This is a genomic window from Shewanella violacea DSS12 (genome assembly GCF_000091325.1).
GTDB classification, from domain to species: domain Bacteria; phylum Pseudomonadota; class Gammaproteobacteria; order Enterobacterales; family Shewanellaceae; genus Shewanella; species Shewanella violacea.
On record NC_014012.1, the window covers coordinates 3,070,571 to 3,090,002 of the forward strand.

Genomic DNA, 19,432 nt, shown 5'->3' on the forward strand with positions numbered 1-19,432 from the left:
TTAAAACAAAGACATAAATGAATGACAACCTTTATCACCACAATCAAACTAATGTTTTTATTAACCCCTGATAGGCTTTCTTCATTGAGTCTACAGCCTCTTATTATTTCAACTTAAAACAAAGACATAAATGAATGATAACCTTTATCACCACAATCAAACTAATGTTTTTATTAACCCCTGATAGGCTTTCTTCATTGAGTCTACAGCCTCTTATTATTTTAAGTTAAAACAAACATATAGATAAAGAGATTAATGAACATATCCTCTTTAACCACAATAAAACGAGTGGTTTCATTGCTGAGAACCTAAGCTGATTCACTCATCTCTTTATCTCTGGAAATCACACCATGATTACTGTACTCGACTTGATTGATTAGCTCCCCAAGCTCTTGTCCCACAGAAACCACTTCACCCACTATCATCAGAGTAGGACCCGACACTTGAAGCTGACTGGCCACTTCGGCCATGGTGCCTAAGGTCGCAAAACTTAATTTCTGCTCGACTCTGGCCCCACTACTGATAAACACCATAGGCAGTTTGATGCTTGCCCCAGCGGTTAACAAACCATGTGCGATATGCGCCGCCTGCTCTTTTCCCATATAAAATACTAGGGTCGACTGGGCCGTTAGCAGAGCCTGCCAGCCTACACCTGTGCGGGATGAATCATCGATAACGGTTCCTGTCACTAAGGTCACAGACCTTGCGACTCCTCTGTGAGTCAGAGGGATCCCAGCACTGGCGGCGCAGCCTAATGCCGCAGTGACACCAGGGACAAATTGACTGGCAATACCATGCTTAGCCAGATAGATGGCCTCTTCACATCCACGGCCAAATACATTGGGATCGCCGCCTTTTAATCGCACCACCTTGAGGCCGCGCTTCGCACACGCCACCAGCAAGTGGTTGATATCATCTTGCTTGGCACTAGGCATACCACACCTCTTACCGGCAAAGTGCATCTCACACTCGTTCGATGCAAGCTCAAGAATATCTGCACTGACCAAACTGTCATAGATCAAAGCATCCGCAGAGGAGATAAGCCGGGCGGCTTTAAGCGTCAGTAGCTCAACATCACCGCAACCCGCACCAACGATAGCCACCCTAACTGAGCCAGTATTCCCCTTTAGATCTGGCATTGAGCTCGACCTAGAGTCAGAGTTAGCGTTAATACTTGAGTGTATGACGTCTTTCAATTCAACAATATCGGCACTCTTCATCTCTTCGCTCCCACTTTTTTATTAGCTTTCCTTATCGATAGTTAAATTGATTGCAACCCACACGCCAAGAATTAACATACTGATATTTAACAACTATTAAACCAACCTCACTTAAACCCAGTGGATATGAACTGCGAACGTGCAAACATTTGCACCAAAATAGGACAATTGAGACAGGAGGGAAATTCTAGAGAGATATCAGAAGTATCAGAGCACATTTAGCTGATAACATTTAGCTCAGGAGCGGGGAATGTGCAATTGATGCATGGAACATCAAGGACCCATGGATTTCTTTATACGTGAGTGCATAACTCTTTATTATAAGAAGTCCAGACATAGAGCAGGCTTTAATCCATCCATGGAAGCCTGCATAAGTGTTCCCGACACAACGAAAACTTTTAACCATCCCTGGAAAATTTTCATAAGTGTTCCCGACACAAAAACGGGAGCCTAGGCTCCCGTTTGGTTCGTAATGATTACTAACTAGTGACTAGCTAGCACGTAGAGCCGCGATACGCTTCTCTAATGGAGGATGACTCATCATCAGCTCAGACATAGACTTCTTGCCATTGATACCCAGTGCTGACATCTGTGCCGGCATGGCGCCAGTTGCTGGGCCATTACGTAAACGCTCCAGTGCAGCAATCATCTTATCTTTGCCTGCCAGCTTAGCGGCGCCTTCATCGGCCTTAAATTCACGGATACGTGAGAAGTAGGCGACTATCATAGAGGCAAGAATACCAAACAGCATATCCAGGACAAAAACCACGCCCATATAGGCGAACATGCCCAGACCTTCACCCTCTTCATCATTACTGGAAATGAAGTTATTGATGATGCCAGCCACCACACGTGCAGCGAAGATAACGAAGGTATTCACCACACCTTGAATCAAGGTCAGAGTCACCATGTCGCCGTTTGCCACATGGCTTACTTCATGGGCCAGTACACCCTCTATCTCATCCTTGTTCATGCCATAGAGGAGGCCACTACTGACGGCAACAAGCGCATTGTCTTTGCTTGGGCCGGTAGCGAAAGCATTGAATTCTGGTGATTGATAGATAGCGACTTCGGGCATCTTAATACCCGCTTTATCCGCCTGACGAGCGACAGTCTCGACTAACCACCTCTCAGTGTCGTCTCTTGGGGTCGTGATAACTTCACAACCCATAGTCTTTTTAGCCATCCATTTAGAGATAGCCAAACTGATGAAGGCGCCGCCGAAGCCGAAGATCGCGGCAAACACCAGTAAGCCCCCCATGGTCGAAGTGTTAACACCCAATAGTGACATCACTATTGAGGCCACCAGTAAAATTGCCATATTAGTCGCAATCAATAAAAAAATACGCATTGAATAATCTCCTGTAGGGTACCCGAGTACCTGATTTTGCGTTCCTAAAGACATAATATGTCCAAATGAATAGAATTCAAGGGGACAAAAGTAATAAAATGTATGACTGAGTGAATAAAAAACAATTCTGGCTCAAAAATACTCCGCAAAAATTAAGCAATGCAGTCTAGAAGCCTTACATTAAGCCAATATTAAAATCTGAGTCTTAGTCCCAGTAGCAGTGCTGCAACCCCATTAATATTTATTAACATAGTTTATAAGTTCGACAAAAGAGAAGATAACAACATCATCTCCTATACTAAACGGAACCCCTCGAGTTAATATTCGTTTCAAGTTTCGGATTTGTTGGTAAGGAGTTGTCATCAATGGTCATATGTTTCAGCCAAGTTTCATTTTCCAACCCTAGATGGAATGCCTCAATAATCTCCCGACTCCTGTCACTGTGTATCCTAATTTTATCACTGCTTTCTCTGTTGCAATCGAATATCGTCCTAGCTGAAACTCAGGCCCAACCAGTCGAATTTATTCATTTTCTTATTCCAGGCGGTGAAGGCGGAGGCTGGGATACAACAGCAAGAGAAGCTGGCAAGGCTCTGCTAGCCTCCAGACTGGTACATAGAGTCTATTTCGACAATTTCATCGGTGCCGGTGGCGGCCGAGCTCTGATGGCCTTGGTCAATCATCCTGAGAAGCATCTAAATACCTGGATGATCCAATCCACTCCCCTGATATTGCGCCACCTGACCGGCACGATTCCATATAGCTTTCGGGATATCATTCCTATCGGTACCTTGATAGCCGAATATCAGGCAATCGTGGTGCCAATGAACTCCAGATTTCACACCATACATGACCTCATCAGTGCCATAGCCGACTCCCCGGTGCGCAATCCAATTTTAGGTGGTTCATCACTTGGTAGCCTAGATCACATCACCTTAGCGTTAATTGCTCAGGCAGGTGATTTACCTATCAGCAAGCTACGTTATGTGCCAACGGATGGTGGTGGTGATGCTATAAAAAAATTGAATCAGGGACTCGGTGTAGCTTTGGTGAGTGGCATAGGTGAAGTCACTCAAGCCTACCGCAACCAAGAGATCCGCATATTGGGGGTCACCAGCAAGAAGAGGCTAGTGACTCTGCCAAAGGTGAAAACCTTGTCAGAGCAAGGACTGAATGTGCAATTTGCTAACTGGAGAGGCTTCTTTGTCTCCTCTCAACTGTCAGCTGAAAAAGTTCAAAGCTACAAACAGCTATTATCAGAACTCAATCTCAGCCAGGAGTGGGCCACAGCTAGAAAGACCCATCAATGGCAACAGCTTTTTCTACAGGATGACGACCTCATCGATTTCCTCAACCAGCAAGAACTTATGATGAAGAAGGCACTTTCAGACTTAGAGATAGAATAACTAAGAGCAACTAAGAGCAACTAAGAGCAACTAAGAGCAACTAAGAGCAACTAAGAGAAACTAAGAGAAACTAAGAGTATTCACAATAACCCTATCATCGCCGTAAGATGGGTTATTCAAAAGCAAAAATAGCTTAGATTAAGCAGTCCAAGAAACTTAAATAGTCGATGGAACCAAAGTCGCCAGACTAAGATGCTCAGCAGCAGCTTTAGCAGTAACCTCACTGAGATAAGGCACCACGCCTAAACAAGGGGATGGCATGAGTTGAAACAGGCTAGCTAGGTTCTCATCCAGGCAGCTGGTCTGTGGCTCCACAATATTTGCGACCCAACCTGCAACGGTTAAGCCATCGGCTATGATAGCTTCATGTGTGAGCACTGCATGATTTAAGCAGCCTAGTTTCACCCCCACGACTAAAATCACTGGCATATCTAAGGCTTGAACAAGCTCAGAGAGAAAGTGGCCTCCCCCTAAAGGCAGACGCCAGCCCCCCGCCCCTTCGATAAGACAGACATCATTATGATTCAGCTCAGCTGCCGCTAGACTTAGTTGTATTTTGGCCAGTAATGCCCCTGGACTGATGTCCACTCCAACCTGTGACGCTGCAATATGCGGCGCAATGCCAGGCAAGAAAGAGATAGGATTAACCAGATCATAATCCAACTTAATGCTGGACTCTTCTATGAGTGCTAAGGCATCACTGTTTCTCAAGCCTATTTCTGTCTGCTCACAACCTGAGGCGACAGGTTTAAGCCCTAAGGTACGCTCATAAGCTTGGTTTTGGCTCATTTTATACAAGAGCGCCGAAGTGACTAAGGTCTTACCACTATCTGTGTCTGTTCCTGTGACGAAGTACTTCATTGGTTACTCAACCTTTTTGCTGAAATAAGGGCTATCTGGTAAGTCAGAGGAAGTCCTTGGGCTGTGCGACTAAGCTCGGCAGCAGCCAATAACTTTGTCCAATCGCCTCGACCACGGATCCCTTGGCTTGGCTTGTCCTTAGCGCTGTCATTATCATCGCCATTGCCATGAATAGAGGCACCGACGCCTTTAATGGAATAGAGTAAGGATTTCAAATCGGCAAAGTAGACGCTAATAGCCCTCGTCTCAAACGAGATTATCTGCCACTTGTCTCTATCGAAGTGACTTAGAATCTCCTCCATGGACCTAAATGCATTCACCCTAAAGCCTAATTCTGTAAGCTCAGGTAAGCTATCTTGGGCAACTAGCGCCAAATGATACTCACCCTCGGCTTTTAGCACCCGAGCCGTCTCATTGAAACTGGTGGAAAGGCTGCCGCACCACTGCAGGGCTAGATTAGAATAGGCGCTGTCAATGGAGTTTTCAGGCAGAGGAATGGATTCAGCATTGGCACAAACTGTCTGGTAGGTGGGAAAATCTAGCTTAACCTGCTCGAGCATGCCTTGGGCGATATCTAATGCTATCACCTGCTTAACCGAGGAGAACTGACTGAAATCAGTCCCCGGACCTGCACCTATATCCAGCAGAACTCCGCTTGGGTTCATTGTGTCGAAAATCTGCATGCTGGAGAGTTTCTGTACTCTGTCGTGCTCATGGTAATGCTTTGCCGCTGCGGAAAATCGCTGAGCAACGGTTTTATCATTAATGCTTTGTGCTACCCTTTTATTCACTACTTCGGGCTCCTTCGTTTTACTTTTTACAGGCTATCGGCACCATATTTAATACCGACTGTTCTCACTTTTGAAATTAGGCTAAGCTATTGGTTAATCCAACCACTAATCTATTTATGTCATCACGAGTATGCATAGCTGTGATAGTCATTCGCAGTCGCGCAGAGCCTTTAGGCACTGTTGGAGGACGAATAGCCCCGACCCAGAGTCCTAACTGCTTAAGTTTGTCGGCAACGAGTAAGGTGGTATCAACATCACCCAGCAACAAGGGCTGAATTGCAGTGTATGAATCGGCCAACTTGATATCTGCCAGCTCACATTGCTGCCTAAAATAGCCTATATTATCGGCCAATGTTTGAGCCAGAGACTTGTCTGTATCAATGAGATCCACTGCGGCTAAAGCAACACAGGCATTCACCGGCGAAATAGCGGTGGAATAGATATATTCTCTGGCATTGGAGACCAGAAAATCGATCACCTGCTGACTGGCTAAGATGGCAGCGCCTTGACAGCCTAAAGCCTTACCAAAGGTGACCACCTGTATATCGGCAATCTTGGCATCGACTAATGGCGGCGTCTGCACCCCAAAACCGTGAGCATCATCGACAATGAGGCAGACATTATTCTGCTTACAAAGGGCAGACAATGATGAGAGCGGTGCGATATCACCGTCCATGCTAAAAATACTTTCGGTGACCAAGGCGCTGGGCACTTGCTGGTTCATAATGCGCTCGGCGCTGGTAATATCATTATGTAGGAAACGCTTTAACTGAGTCTGACTGTCTCTTAGCCCATCGATAACAGAGGCGTGCATCAGCTTATCAGCCATCACCATATCCCTTGAATCGAACAGGGTCTTCATCAATGCCGTATTCGCACTGAAACCCGAGCAAAATAATAAAGCCGCCTCGTGGCCAGTGATCTGGCAGAGTCTCTGCTCCAATGCCAGATGCGCCTCACTATAACCTGTGACCAAAGGTGAGGAACCACTGCCTACACCGTAACGTTTAGCCCCAAGGCACATGGCATCAATTAGCTTAGGTGAACGAGATAAGCCAAGATAGTCGTTGCTGCTAAAATTGAGGTAATGCTTACCCTCTAAGGTGAAGGATAATGCCCCAGGCGCTTCAATATTAGTTGCCTCAATATTAGTTACTTCAATATTAGTTGCTTCAATATTAGTTGCTTCAATATTAGTTGCTTCAATATTAGCTGCTTCAATATTAGTTGCTTCGATATTAGTTGCTTCAATATTAGGCGCCTGAGATAAGCGTGCAGATATAGCATGCCTGCGACGCAGCAAGCCTTGGCTAGCTAGCTGAGCCTGAGTCTTATCTATCTTATCCAGCAAAGAGGAAGTACTCATAGCCCTTGCTCACTTGCGAGCGGATTTAGAACTCTCATCTAATTTACAAGGCTGCAGCATCATAGAAGGCAGAGCTCTGTTTATCCATGATGGCGTTCGCCTTAGCCGTTGCCTTGGCTATCACGGCCTTATCATCTTCTACCGTGGCATATTTACCTTGCTCCGGATGTAGACCCAGGCGTTTAAACAGTGTCATATCATCATTCTCTTCTGGGTTATTAGTGGTCAATAACTTACAACCATAGAAGATAGAATTAGCTCCAGCGAAGAAACACATGGCCTGCATCTCATCAGACATTTTCTCACGACCCGCCGACAGACGAACTCTTGAGTAAGGCATTAAAATCCGTGCCACTGCAATCGTACGCACAAATACTAAGGGGTCGAGGTCATCGATATTCTCGAACGGAGTACCAGCGACCTTGACCAACATATTAATAGGCACAGAATCGGGATGCTGCTCCATGTTCGCCAATTGCTGTAATAAACCGGCACGATCACTCGCCTGTTCGCCCATACCAACGATGCCACCAGAGCAAACCTTCATGCCAGCGGCGCGAACATTAGACAAGGTATCGAGTCTGTCCTGATAGGTTCGTGTGGTGATGATATCGCCATAGTACTCGGGAGAGGTGTCTAAGTTATGGTTATAGTAGTCCAGTCCCGCCTCAGCCAGCTCTCCGGCTTGCTCAGGAGAAAGCATGCCTAAGGTCATGCAGGTCTCCATACCCATATCTTTGACTTCGCTGACCATATCTTTTAAATAAGGCATGTCTCTTGGGTGTGGATTACGCCAGGCGGCGCCCATACAGAAGCGCGAAGCTCCAGCGGCTTTAGCGCTACGAGCCTCAGTCAATACCTTATCAATTTCGATTAATCGCTCTTTCTCCAGACCCGTGTCGTAGCGGGCACTCTGGGGGCAATATTTGCAATCTTCGGGACAAGCGCCGGTTTTAATCGACAATAATCGGCTGATCTGCACTTCGTTTGGATCGAATACCTGACGATGTAATGAATGGGCCTTAAACAGGAGGTCATTCATAGGCAAATCAAAAAGTTCTGTTATTTCATCACGTTGCCAATCATAGCGCAGCTGTATATCCGACATTTAACTTACCCTTTTTGCTCAATATAATTTGTTTTTATCTTGCCTAGGATACCTGCAGGTCTTAATCTGTCAACGCCAACCAGTCAAATAGGTTTACTAACGGTTAATATATGAACAAAAACAATTCCAATATCAGTCCTAGTATCTCAACAGCGACTCTTTCAACAGCAGAGCCTTCAAGCTCCAGCATAGATTTTGAATTTGATAAACAGCATATCTGGCATCCCTATACCTCAATGAACAATGCCCTGCCTGCATTCGGTGTGGTATCGGCAAAAGAGTGCCTACTCACCTTAGATGATGGTCGCCAGCTTATCGATGGCACCAGCTCCTGGTGGGCCTGTGTTCATGGGTACAGCCATCCGGCAATCGTCGATGCTATGCAGAGTCAACTTGGAAAACTCAGCCATGTGATGTTTGGCGGTATCACTCATCAACCTGCCATCGAACTCTCGAAAAAATTGGTCGCCATGACCAGTGATAACCTGACTAAGGTGTTTCTGGCAGACTCAGGCTCTATTGCCGTCGAAGTGGCGCTTAAGATGGCACTGCAATATTGGCAAGGCAGAAATCAGCCTAACAAACAGCGCATCCTCACGGTAAAATGCGGCTATCACGGCGATACCTTCGCCGCCATGAGCATATGTGATCCCGAAGGCGGCATGCACACCATGTTCGGTGACTCAGTCACCCAACACGAATTTGTCAGCGCACCACAGGCATGTTTTGGTGCCTGTTTTAATCCCAGCGAACTGGGCGAGATGCGAGCCAAACTTGAGGCCATGCAAGGTGAAATTGCCGCCGTGATCATAGAGCCTATACTGCAAGGCGCTGGCGGTATGCGCTTCTACCACCCGGATTATCTACTCGGCCTGCGTCAACTTTGTGATGAATTTAAGGTGCTACTGATACTCGATGAGATAGCCACGGGCTTTGGCCGCACCGGCAAGATGTTCGCCTATGAGCATGCCGCATCTAATGGACAAACCGTTGAGGCCGATATCTTATGTTTAGGCAAGGCGCTCACCGGCGGCTATATATCACTGGCTGTTACTATGTGCAGTGATGAAGTCGCACAAGGGATCAGCGACTCCCCTGCCGGCGTCTTTATGCATGGTCCTACCTTTATGGGTAACCCATTAGCTTGCTCGGCCGCCTGTGCCAGCTTAGATCTGCTTGCAAATGGTGAATGGCAAGGACAAATCGCCAGTATAGAAGCTCAATTAAGTACTGAACTGGCAGAAGCTATCGATTATCCCCAGGTAAAAGATGTGCGAGTACTGGGCGCCATCGGGGTGATTGAGATGAAATCGACTGTCAATACAGCTCAGCTACAGCAAGAGTTTGTCGACCTTGGCGTGTGGATCCGCCCCTTCTCCAACCTTATCTACATCATGCCCCCCTACGTGATCACACCCGAGCAGCTGACTAAACTGACCTCGGCAATGAAAATCGTCGCCAGCAAGCTGGTGGAAAGCGTTGAAGTGAGCGGTTTTATCAGCCATGGCTAAAGATTCATCTTAGACACCAATATGTTTTTTGTGGCCTGTAATAGCACCACTGTGGATACCTTAGATGATATAGGGCCATCTAATATTAGTGGTGATTGGTTTGATGATTAAATCCGTAGGTCTAAAAAATTCAACAGAGATAAAAATATAAATACTCAATTAAGCACTTAGGTGCAGGCTTTATTGCCTGCACCTAAGTGCTTAATTGTGCTTCTGTATCTGCTCTAACATTAGACTTAAACTTAGAAAACAAGATAACACTAGACCTAAGCTCACCTATATAAGTTTGCTAGCTAGGTACAGGCTAGCCTGCCGTTAGCCTACCTTAGGTTGCTCCGTTCTGGGTTTCCATTCCCACCACTGCATCTGCTCGTCACCTTGTTGGTCTGACTGCTTGTCCGATACAGGCTTATAAGCCTCTCCCTCTGCAGGTTCTTGCTTATAAGATCGGGTCTGATAAATATCCCAGGTGATCAGGTAGTTTGGGTCGGTCACAGTGACTCCATCAACACTGGTGTGAAACTTTCCCTTGGGAGCAGTAAACCAACATGACAAATCTGTGGGGATGAGGAACTGCTTACTTCCTTGACTCGAACTCTCCTTTTCGAACAGGGCTATGCCTATGCCTTTTTCTGCATCGCAGGAGCTTACCTTTCCCGCTAATAGAGACTGCTTGAGCATCTCCCCTTCGGCGGAAAAGTAAGTCAGTCCAATCAAGCAGGTCTTCTCTATGGTCGTTTCCAATGTCAGCATACTCACCTCATCTCGTTTGTGCTTATTATTCTTATCATGCTTGTCTTTATTGTTCTGGCTCTTGTTACTGCGCAACTCCCAACACTTGTTATCTAGCTTAATGGGCTAGCGGCGCCACACCACAGGCCGGATTATCCGCCAAACCTATGTCTCTGGCATGTTGCTCGAATCCCTTGTTCTTCCAGAAGAAGGCGCCGGGCATAGTAGTGGGGATCACCAGATTATAAAACAGAGCCCGACCTATGACGGCACTGATACAATTAATCAGGGCGATAACTGACCAGGCAACAAATGCCCACAGGTTAACGCCTACTGACTCTGAGGCTAGCCCTTGGGTGTTGAACAAGCCAAGTTCTCCCAGGGCCAGTAATGTCAGGCTGGCAAAGATATTCAAGGTTAACATCAGGTTACGTAGCTTGTAAGTCTTGCCAAAGGTAGTGCACTGAATATAGTGCGCCGCGCCGCCCTCATTCTCACTGGCATTGAGATCCCGGTTGTGACCTATCAAACCTATGGCTTCGAGCACCACACCGAATAGCCACACACCTCCCAGTAGCTGTAAGGCGGGTAAGAGTGGTAGTGACAACACGGCGAGTGTGCTCAATACCATCACGCCGCTCACCATGGCTCCCAAGGACACGCTGTTACCCACAAAGCTGGTCAGTGTCTGCCAATGATTCCAGAACGGACGCGCCTTGATCTGATAACACTGGTTCATGTAATACAGACCCGCGGCGCCAGCGATAGCGGCAAAAACGCCCGCCCCCAGCGTTAGGTTAACCAAGGGCAAGGCATTAGTAAGCACTGATAGTTCGATGTCAAAACCAGATACCAAGAGTTCATTAATCCAGGTATTCGTGGCTAGCAGACTCACAGCCATCAGACCGAGTCCGGCGCTGAACAAGGCCAGGCCTAATCCTTCACGGCTCATGGGTGAATAACGCAAGTTGTTAAACCCACGATAGAAACGAAAAGGTTTACCCAGATGAGTAACACTCATAAACAGGCCAAAAGAGGTCATCGATAGCGATGTGACCACCAGCACTAACATCATGTCTGAGGCCATAAATAGCTCAAACAGTTCGACCCCAGCCAAGGCCGCAAAGAAGGGGACCATAAAGGTACCCAAGGCAGCCTGAGCAAACAGGGTGAACAGCACCAAGGGATTCTCCCGACTGTTGAGTTTGGCCAGGTTCCAGTGTTGCTTCTTGCCCACTTTTTGATCTATCACAGGCTTATATTGGCCATCTTCACCCTTGTGGTATTTAACCGGCATGGAGTCGGTTCGCGTCATCTCCTCCGGCATAGACTTGGTCTGCTGGAAACGTATGTTGGGCCGGGTGATTTCCGGTGATGGGAAGCCAGGAATGCTGGTCTTACATTGCTCACGGCTCTCCGGCGTATTCTCGATCACACCAAAATCCAGTGCATTACCCACACAGGCTGAGACGCACGCAGGCTTGAGGCCCACTTCTAACCTATCGACACACATGTTGCACTTAGACACTCTTCCCTTAACTGGATCCAACTGAGGCGCATTGTAGGGACAAACCCAGGTGCAGTAGCCACAGCCGAAACAGGTTTCAGGGTCCTGCAACACGGCGCCATATTCAGCATGTTTAGTATAAGCTCGGGTCGGACAGCCCTTGAGACAGACGGGATCGTCACAGTGGTTACAGGCCATGGAGATGTTCATCCGCTTATAATCCGGATATGAGCCCCCCTCCACATAGCCAACCGAGCGAAATGCCAGATGAGCCGGGGTGTCGTTCTTCTCGGCGCAGGCCGACTCGCAGGCATGACAACCGATACAGTTATCTGCGGTAAAGAAGAAACCATGCTGCTTGTTACGATCTGGATTCGTGCCCACTGCCGGATTGTCGTTGATAAACATGGAGCGGCCCACAGGATTATCGGTCAACTCCACCAAGTCGATACGCTTGCCGTAGCGGTTCTCTATCTCGCTATCTGTCTTAGGCAGATAGGCGTAGGCCTGTTCCTCGGTGCGTACTTCCCAATGATCCGAGCGCCCCAGCTGCTCTTCGCCTCTCTTAGGTAAAACGTTCGCTTTGGTCACCTTTATGCTTGAGCCGGTCTCTGGGGTAAATAGCCCTACCCCAGCCTTGTCACTGTCACTGCCACTGTGCAATCTGCTACCTTGAGTTATCTGTGATGTCATTATCTCGTCCCCAGCCTTGAACCTCAGGCTTCAAATTCGCAAAATTATTCCCTAACCCTAAAACGCACGACGCTTGACATTGATCCGCGCCGCTTCATCTTGATCGATCGGCTCTATTCGCGTGCTGCACTGCTTAAATGCTGGCTGACGTGAATAGGGATCGAGTAAGCCTAAGGTGAGACGGTTGACACAATCGTGGTAATGAAACGGGATAAACACCATGTTACGGGGCACCCTATGGGTTAACTGCACCATCACCACGGCATCGCCGCGACGACTCGTGAGGCGAACATAGCTCTGGTGTTCGACCCCAAGCTCTTTAGCCGCATCTGGGTTCATCTCCATGTACGCCGTTGGGCTGAACTTGTTGCAGTTACCTATCTTGCCCGTACGGGTACGGGTATGAAAATGCTCCACCACCCTGCCGCTATTAAGCCAGAAGGGATACTCGTCACAGGGCTGCTCGTTGTTGTTATAAAAATTAATGGGCAGCAGATTTGCCTTACCTGACTGAGTCGGAAACAGGCCATCGCTGTAGAGTCTGGCTGTGCCTTTGAGACCTTCATCTTGTTCTCTAAATGGCCACTGAATGCCTCGGGCTGCCTCGATTTTCTCATAGGTCATACCCGAAATATCTAAGTGACGCGGCCCCCCATGGGACAACTTGCCCTTAGACAGGTATTTCATCTCTTCGAACGCCCCTTCCGGTGTCTCGGGAAAATGGATCATCTGGCCGTTATCGAAACGCTTGGCCAGCTGATTAAAGATCCAAAAATCTGGCTTAGAATTCTTAAAGGGAGGCAAGACATTACAGATCAGGTTGACCCTGCGCTCAGTGTTAGTGTGGGTACCCTCTTTTTCGGCCCAGACCGATGCCGGCAGATACACATGAGAATACTGGTTAGTCTCGACGTCACTATAGACGTCTTGGATAACCAGAAAGTCCAGCTTCTCCAGCGCCTTACGGATACGCGCCGTGTTGGGCATTGAGGTCATGGGATTAGTGGCCACGATCCACAGGCCTTTTATCTCTCCAGTCTCGATGGCTGGAAAAATATCGGTCTCGGCCAGACCGCGTTTCTTGGGAAAGAACTCAGGATCTATGCCCCAAAAATCGGCTATCTCGTTTCTGTCGGCTTCATTTTCCAGATAACGATATCCGGGTAAGCCCGAGCAAGATGACCACTCTCGGGTGCCCATGGCATTACACTGACCGGTTATCGATAAGCTGGTGCCACCAGGCTTACCTATATTGCCGGTTATCATATTCAGGTTATTGATGTTGGCGACACCATCTGAGCCGTGGGTAGATTGGTTTATCCCCATGGTCCAGATGCTCATGGCCGTCGGTGCCTTAGCATAAATTCTCGCCACATTACGTATGGTATCTTCGTCTATGCCGCAAATGTGTTGGGCTTGCTTAGGATCATAGTCCTGCACCAGTGCTTTAACCGCCTCGAAGCCTTGGGTATGGGCGTCGATATAGGCCTGATCTTGCAGCCCTTCATTGATGATCACATGCAGCATGGCGTTGATCAGTACACAATCTGTGCCTGGGGTGATAGGTAGATGGATATCGGCAAATTGCGCCAACATGGTCACTCGAGGATCCACCACAATCAAAGGAAAATGACGCTTCTCCAGCGCCTCTTTCAGACGCCAATAGATGATTGGATGCTGCTCGGGAAGGTTGGAGCCAAAAGCCATCAGACAGTGGGTATGCTCGAAGTCATCGTAACAGCCCGGCGGACCATCGGCGCCGAAGGAGCGCTTATAGCCGCTGACCGCGGATGCCATGCACAAGGTGGTGTTACCATCATAGTTATTAGTGCCTATCACGCCCCGGGCAAGTTTGCCTAAGGTGTAGAACTCTTCGGTTAACAGCTGGCCCGAAGAGACGATGGCAAAAGAATCACGGCCATACTTGGCTTGAATTTCTTTGATTTTATCGGCCGTGGTATCCAGGGCATGATCCCAGGAGGTAGGCTTAAAGTCTTCGAAATGCTTGTCTCTTATAAGAGGCTCGGTTCCCCTGCCCGGACTCTCGAACAACTCGTGCTCTAAGATCCCCTTGATGCAGAGTTTTCCCCGATTCACATCGGCGCCAGCATGGCCACGGGTGGTAACAATCTTGTTCTGCTCGTTTAAGCCTATTTCGATGGAGCAACCCGTAGAGCAGTAGTTACAGGTGGTGTACTTCCACTGTGCAACTTTCTTGCTGGGTATCACGATAGGCTTTCTTTTTTTACGACCAAACAGCATAAAATTCGCCCCACATTCAATAGATTCTATTTTTAGTTAAGCTTTATCTAAGCTTTACTAGAGTAATGCACTAGCCGTGCCATAGATTTTAATCATATTAAACAGTAGGTTATTAACACCCTCGATTTGTGACATGCTCAAGATCAGTGCTTTCGCTTTAAAGTGGTGCACTTCTGGTTTTAAAATAAATTAAAATAGTTAACCCCTTTTCACTTTCAGGTCGTTTATAAGGGAGATCTGAAACAGAAACAGCCATTTTTTATCTTTGGAGATTTTATGAATTCATCGACACTTAGCACCACTAAGAAAGCATTGACCATCACATTTTCAGCAGCAAGTATCTTAGCCGTGTCACTATTATCTTTTAATGCATCGGCCACCACCCCGGGGCATCCTAGTGGACATAACCAAAATATAATCACATCTCAAGCCTTCTCTTCATCAAATTACCAAGCCCAAGAAGCGACCAAGATGTTTCCGGCACCAGAAGCTGGCATGGTGCAACATATACTCACTCTGCCTAAGCTAGATGATGAGTCGAATTACATGGTCGAAATACTGATAGGCCAAACTCAGATGGTGGACTGTAATGGCACAAGCTTGTCCGGCGACTTGAAGCAAGAGTCGGTTAAAGGTTGGGGATATAGCTATTATCAAGTTGATTCGATCACGCAAGGGCCAACGACCATGATGGCGTGTTTTAAGCAAGCCAAAAAAGAGGCATTCGTGTCAATAAGAGCCGATCTGAAAATCAAGTATGACAGTCGTCTGGCTAAGGTGTTTTACCTACCAAAAGGCAGTGAATTAAGATACAGGATCTGGACTGTTGAGAGTCAGTTCAACACCTCTAAGCTAATGAGTGAATAATTACAAATAGGTAAATGCCAGCTAAAACTGGCATTTACCTTTCACATATTCTTGCCACCTTTCTCTTGGCACCTTTCTCTTGGAGAAGAGTTATTTAAATTCATTAGTCCAGGTCTGATAACTTGCTCATTTATTCCCAATGCTGAGAATAATATGTTATTGAAATCCAGTGTTCGACCATACTATAGACACAGATAGCAACGAACAGAGCCGCAGCTATGAACAAACAAATTAAGCTGAAATTCGATGCTTATCCTGCCGACGTAGCACAAATTTTAATGGGATTAAGGCGAACCATCTTGGAGTTAGCAGCTGAGATAGAGGATGGAAAGGTCGAAGAAGCGTTAAAGTGGGGAGAACCTAGCTATATTGTCAAACATGGCAGTACCATACGGTTCGACTGGAAAGCGGCAAGCCCCAAGCAGTACCGTATCTATTTCAATTGTAAAACCTGCTTAATTGAGACCTTCAAAGCACTCTACGGCAATACCTTCACCTACGAAGGCAATCGAGCCATGGTATTTTCAACATCAGATATCATACCCATGACACAGCTCAAACATTGCCTCTCATTGGCACTGAAATACCACTCAATTAAACATCTGCCCCTATTGGGTGCCTGACAGGAGCAAGCTAAACTCTTTTATCCCTCCCCCTCATATCACTATGTAACAAATGTAAATATTAGACTTATCCATTATAACGACCTTTACAAATCCCTTTCCATAAGCATAATGAGATTGATTCTTATTTGCGTTAAGGGTTTTGGATATTGAAGGAGTAAGGGGATGGATACATGGCGACAACTGATTTATGAAGCAAACCAAGCTTTTCAGGCTGGCAATTGGCAAGATGCTGAGCATCAATATTTGGTAGCAGTGTCGAGGATTAATTACCTCTATAGCGAACATGCCAACGATGAGCAGATCATGATGGCCTGGTTGGCCAGTTATCATAACTTGTCGGAGCTCTACGGTAGGCAGGGAAAAGCCGAAGCTCAACTCAGCAATATTATGATCCCTTACCATCAATTAAAAAATCGACTTATCACCCAAGCAGATAATGAACCCATCTATGTTGCAATCCTCCACGGATTGAAACTCAGTTGCAAAGAGTTATACCTGTATCAGAAGAAACTATTACAAGAGTCGAAATGTATCGATATGAATGCTTTGGCTCCGGTCATTCACTAATTGTGACCATGCCTCAAACCATCCACTAAATAGATAAGGTCTAGTATCCATGAAGCAAAAACTTACAGCAGCACTCACCTTAGTATCTAGTCTGCTTATCGCCCCAGCGGCCTTAGCACATGCAGGACATGATCATGCTCATTGGTCGTCGTCTATGATTCACTTGCTGTGGATTTTGCCTGCCGTAGCAGCCCTAGGACTCGCCATCACCATGTACCGTCGCAAGAAATCCGCAACTCAATCAGACAGTAAATAAGGGGCGAACATGTTTTATAACTTATTGAATAAAATCGACAATAAAGCCCCTTTTAAGCGAGCCTCGGCCCACTGCGATATTCCATGCAAGATTTACGACCCCATCACGGCTCAGCTGGCAGTATTGACCATGATCCGCATGGTCGACTTACTCGAAGAGCTCAATGCTAAACCGTCTCTGACGGCCAATGAACAAGCCCAATTCGGCCGTTTAGTGGCCGAAAAGGAAGTCCATGGCCACAAGGTAAAAGATGAGATCACTGTGATCTGGGGCGACTACATCAAGCAACCTCAGTTAGATCAATTTCCAGAGATCCATGAGCTAAGTCACAGCATCATGCTGGCGGCATCCAAAGCCAAGCAGCATATAGATCGTGATGCGACCCTGCTACTGCTGGACAAGGTCAATCGCTTCGCTGAGATATTCTGGGAAACCAAAGGAATTAAGACTTATCAGGCCACCTGCCCTTATCCACCTGCACAGACCTTGATTTACCCACAATTAACATAGCTAAATACATTGTTAGCTTAAGGATCGCTCATGTTTGGGATCAATCTATACCGTGTTGCCGGAGCCAGTATGCAGCCACGTATTCCTGCCGGCAGCTTCGTTCTCTGCATGAGCGCCTTTCATCGTACGCGTTTAAAGGTAGGCGAAATATACCTTTTCGATCACCCCAGACTCGGTGAACTGATCAAGACTCTGGTAAAAATAGACAGCGCGGGTAACCTCTGGTTCAAAGGCGAAAATAATACCAGTATATCCAGTCAAGGGATGGGGCCCATAAGGAGTGGCCGAGTCATAGGTAAGGTCACACTTATCATCTCGGCCTGAGATGACAACTCACAGCCTAGCCATTAACCCGCTGGGATTTGTCATTCAAAGATACTGGCAAGTTAAAAACCTCATCTAGAATCATCAATTGTCACCTAAGATGCAATTTGTTAACGTTAAGCCATGACAGCATTTCATATCAGCAGAATACACACCTCCAAAGGTATTTTCAGGCTGAGCGGCCACGAGGCTCAGACACTGGAGATATCTGCTATCGAATTCATGGGCACAGATGGCTGGGTGGCATTAAACTTGAACGATGAAAACTCCCGCCAATTAATCATCAGTCTAGAGCAGGAATTTTTAATCCATTTACGGTCGCAACATACCGACTAATATTGACTACAATAATAGCGCTAGAGCGTAAAACTAGAATATAAAACTAGAGTATAGAACTGACAAAGAAAGCTAACAGAAAGAAGAAATAAGGATGGCTAAGATTTGACTAAAGGCGAATTCGCCCCAGAATACACCAAGAAAGAGAAGCTAAGCTTGCTACTCATGCATATCGCTTGGGCGTTACCTCTGCTTTTTGTCACCCAACACTATTTCTTACCTTGGTTTAGCGTCTATATTACCCAGGCACATTGTTATCAATATGCGGGCTGGGCTGGCAATGAACTCGTGTTTTACGGACTGTTTGTCGGCCTGCCAGTTTCACTCGTTTGCATCATTTTACTCATTGAAGGCCCGAGAACGCTTCAAATCATACTCTCACCTAACGGATCTGCGCAAAATCCCCTTCCCAATGAAAAGGTCTTTAAACCCACCCGCTACATGTATGGCGCAAAAGCAAAAATTAAGCCTACAATCTTACTCATATTGTTGATGTTAATTTTGGCTATGTCCATTCGAGGCATTTTCTGGGCCCAGGACATTATCGCGATGACAAGCACAGACATAACCAGCACCTGCCCCCCATGTAAACTATCTCTAACAACCCAAATTAGTCGCTAATTCAGCCCTATAAAAATTAAAACGCTTCGAACTGTTTGGCCATTCTCTGTATCTGGGCTAACGGTACATTATGATTATTGCGCTTGGCGCACAGGACCTGATGTTCTGGGTCTTGAGGGTCACCAATTAACACCATGCGAACCTGATAGCCCAAGGCCTTCGCCGCGGCTTCATAAGCCATGAATTCCCAAGTAGCCATATTCGTATTATCACAAATAACTAAAGGCTGAGATACAGACAGTGCATGAATAAACCCGCTTAGGTTGCGTTGATGATACTCGGACAAGCGTTTAGCTTCGAACCTGTACTCATCTCCCACATAGAACAAAGTATCCGTCGAAAAGTATCCCTTGCCCCGAATGTTCATGGCGACTTCGAGTGTTTGACTACCAATGAATTCATCGACCCAACGAGACTTACCACTGCCGGGAAGACCGCGCATAATTATCGCTAACCTATCCAGTCTTGGTGTCTGTTTAGCTTGAAGATTATTCAAGTTATCCTCCATGTACCATAC

20 protein-coding genes are annotated in these 19,432 nt (G+C 46.7%); 10 read left to right on the forward strand and 10 right to left on the reverse strand.

Annotated features, from left to right (window positions below):
• Positions 1 to 308 precede the first annotated feature (308 nt).
• Positions 309 to 1,139, reverse strand: coding sequence for a uroporphyrinogen-III C-methyltransferase (gene cobA / locus SVI_RS12790; RefSeq protein ID WP_013051973.1), 831 nt, complete (start codon positions 1,137 to 1,139; stop codon positions 309 to 311).
• A gap of 571 nt (positions 1,140 to 1,710) precedes the next feature.
• Positions 1,711 to 2,571, reverse strand: a complete 861-nt coding sequence (gene htpX / locus SVI_RS12795) for a protease HtpX (protein WP_013051975.1) — start codon at positions 2,569 to 2,571, stop codon at positions 1,711 to 1,713.
• A 365-nt stretch (positions 2,572 to 2,936) separates the two neighbouring features.
• Between htpX and SVI_RS12800 the strand changes: the two genes are divergently transcribed.
• Entirely contained in the window at positions 2,937 to 3,977 is a 1,041-nt protein-coding gene (locus SVI_RS12800) for a tripartite tricarboxylate transporter substrate-binding protein (RefSeq protein ID WP_013051976.1), read from the forward strand.
• A gap of 156 nt (positions 3,978 to 4,133) precedes the next feature.
• On the opposite strand, the gene bioD is transcribed toward SVI_RS12800, so the two are convergent.
• The 4 genes from bioD to bioB form a co-directional block, all read right to left on the reverse strand.
• A complete protein-coding gene (bioD, locus tag SVI_RS12805) occupies positions 4,134 to 4,838 on the reverse strand; it encodes a dethiobiotin synthase (RefSeq protein WP_013051977.1) in 705 nt (234 codons plus the stop codon).
• Positions 4,835 to 5,629, reverse strand: a complete 795-nt coding sequence (locus SVI_RS12810; protein WP_013051978.1) for a methyltransferase domain-containing protein — start codon at positions 5,627 to 5,629, stop codon at positions 4,835 to 4,837. The genes bioD and SVI_RS12810 overlap by 4 nt, the downstream gene beginning before the upstream one ends.
• Before the next feature lie 76 nt (positions 5,630 to 5,705).
• On the reverse strand, positions 5,706 to 6,995 hold the full coding sequence (locus SVI_RS12815; RefSeq protein ID WP_013051979.1) for an 8-amino-7-oxononanoate synthase: 1,290 nt from the start codon (positions 6,993 to 6,995) through the stop codon (positions 5,706 to 5,708).
• Positions 6,996 to 7,038: 43 nt separating this feature from the next.
• The gene (gene bioB / locus SVI_RS12820; protein WP_013051980.1) at positions 7,039 to 8,103 is read right to left on the reverse strand and encodes a biotin synthase BioB; all 1,065 of its coding nucleotides are present in this window, start codon (positions 8,101 to 8,103) and stop codon (positions 7,039 to 7,041) included.
• Between the two features lie 110 nt (positions 8,104 to 8,213).
• Between bioB and bioA the strand changes: the two genes are divergently transcribed.
• Complete coding sequence (bioA, locus tag SVI_RS12825; protein ID WP_013051981.1) at positions 8,214 to 9,614, forward strand: adenosylmethionine--8-amino-7-oxononanoate transaminase; 1,401 nt, start codon at positions 8,214 to 8,216, stop codon at positions 9,612 to 9,614.
• A gap of 315 nt (positions 9,615 to 9,929) precedes the next feature.
• Here bioA and SVI_RS12830 read toward each other — a convergent pair whose 3' ends face one another.
• From SVI_RS12830 to SVI_RS12840, 3 genes are read right to left on the reverse strand one after another with little or no spacing between them, the layout of a single operon-like run.
• Positions 9,930 to 10,442 carry a hypothetical protein gene (locus SVI_RS12830; RefSeq protein WP_013051982.1) on the reverse strand — a complete coding sequence of 171 codons (513 nt, stop codon included), beginning with the start codon at positions 10,440 to 10,442 and terminating at the stop codon, positions 9,930 to 9,932.
• Between the two features lie 22 nt (positions 10,443 to 10,464).
• Positions 10,465 to 12,546, reverse strand: a complete 2,082-nt coding sequence (locus SVI_RS12835; RefSeq protein ID WP_041419929.1) for a DmsC/YnfH family molybdoenzyme membrane anchor subunit — start codon at positions 12,544 to 12,546, stop codon at positions 10,465 to 10,467.
• Positions 12,547 to 12,603: 57 nt separating this feature from the next.
• Positions 12,604 to 14,808, reverse strand: a complete 2,205-nt coding sequence (locus tag SVI_RS12840) for a molybdopterin oxidoreductase family protein (protein WP_041419930.1) — start codon at positions 14,806 to 14,808, stop codon at positions 12,604 to 12,606.
• Between the two features lie 276 nt (positions 14,809 to 15,084).
• On the opposite strand from SVI_RS12840, the gene eco reads away from it, so the two are divergent.
• The 8 genes from eco to SVI_RS12880 all read left to right on the forward strand — a co-directional run bounded on the left by eco (position 15,085) and on the right by SVI_RS12880 (position 18,915).
• Positions 15,085 to 15,675 (forward strand): serine protease inhibitor ecotin, encoded by a 591-nt coding sequence (gene eco / locus SVI_RS12845; protein WP_049791097.1) that lies wholly within the window; start codon positions 15,085 to 15,087, stop codon positions 15,673 to 15,675.
• Between the two features lie 218 nt (positions 15,676 to 15,893).
• Positions 15,894 to 16,298: a DUF1801 domain-containing protein gene (locus tag SVI_RS12850; protein WP_013051987.1), complete on the forward strand. Its 405-nt coding sequence runs from the start codon at positions 15,894 to 15,896 to the stop codon at positions 16,296 to 16,298.
• Between the two features lie 165 nt (positions 16,299 to 16,463).
• Entirely contained in the window at positions 16,464 to 16,868 is a 405-nt protein-coding gene (locus SVI_RS12855) for a hypothetical protein (RefSeq protein ID WP_041419931.1), read from the forward strand.
• 49 nt (positions 16,869 to 16,917) lie between these two features.
• On the forward strand, positions 16,918 to 17,124 hold the full coding sequence (locus SVI_RS12860) for a hypothetical protein (RefSeq protein ID WP_013051989.1): 207 nt from the start codon (positions 16,918 to 16,920) through the stop codon (positions 17,122 to 17,124).
• A gap of 9 nt (positions 17,125 to 17,133) precedes the next feature.
• Positions 17,134 to 17,634, forward strand: coding sequence for a superoxide dismutase, Ni (sodN, locus tag SVI_RS12865; protein ID WP_041419932.1), 501 nt, complete (start codon positions 17,134 to 17,136; stop codon positions 17,632 to 17,634).
• A 30-nt stretch (positions 17,635 to 17,664) separates the two neighbouring features.
• Positions 17,665 to 17,958, forward strand: coding sequence for a S24/S26 family peptidase (locus tag SVI_RS12870; protein ID WP_013051991.1), 294 nt, complete (start codon positions 17,665 to 17,667; stop codon positions 17,956 to 17,958).
• Positions 17,959 to 18,081: 123 nt separating this feature from the next.
• Complete coding sequence (locus tag SVI_RS12875; RefSeq protein WP_041419933.1) at positions 18,082 to 18,294, forward strand: hypothetical protein; 213 nt, start codon at positions 18,082 to 18,084, stop codon at positions 18,292 to 18,294.
• A gap of 105 nt (positions 18,295 to 18,399) precedes the next feature.
• A complete protein-coding gene (locus SVI_RS12880) occupies positions 18,400 to 18,915 on the forward strand; it encodes a hypothetical protein (protein WP_013051993.1) in 516 nt (171 codons plus the stop codon).
• A 16-nt stretch (positions 18,916 to 18,931) separates the two neighbouring features.
• Here the strand turns inward: SVI_RS12880 and SVI_RS12885 are convergent, their stop codons facing one another.
• Positions 18,932 to 19,423, reverse strand: a complete 492-nt coding sequence (locus tag SVI_RS12885; RefSeq protein WP_013051994.1) for an AAA family ATPase — start codon at positions 19,421 to 19,423, stop codon at positions 18,932 to 18,934.
• Positions 19,424 to 19,432: the final 9 nt, after the last annotated feature.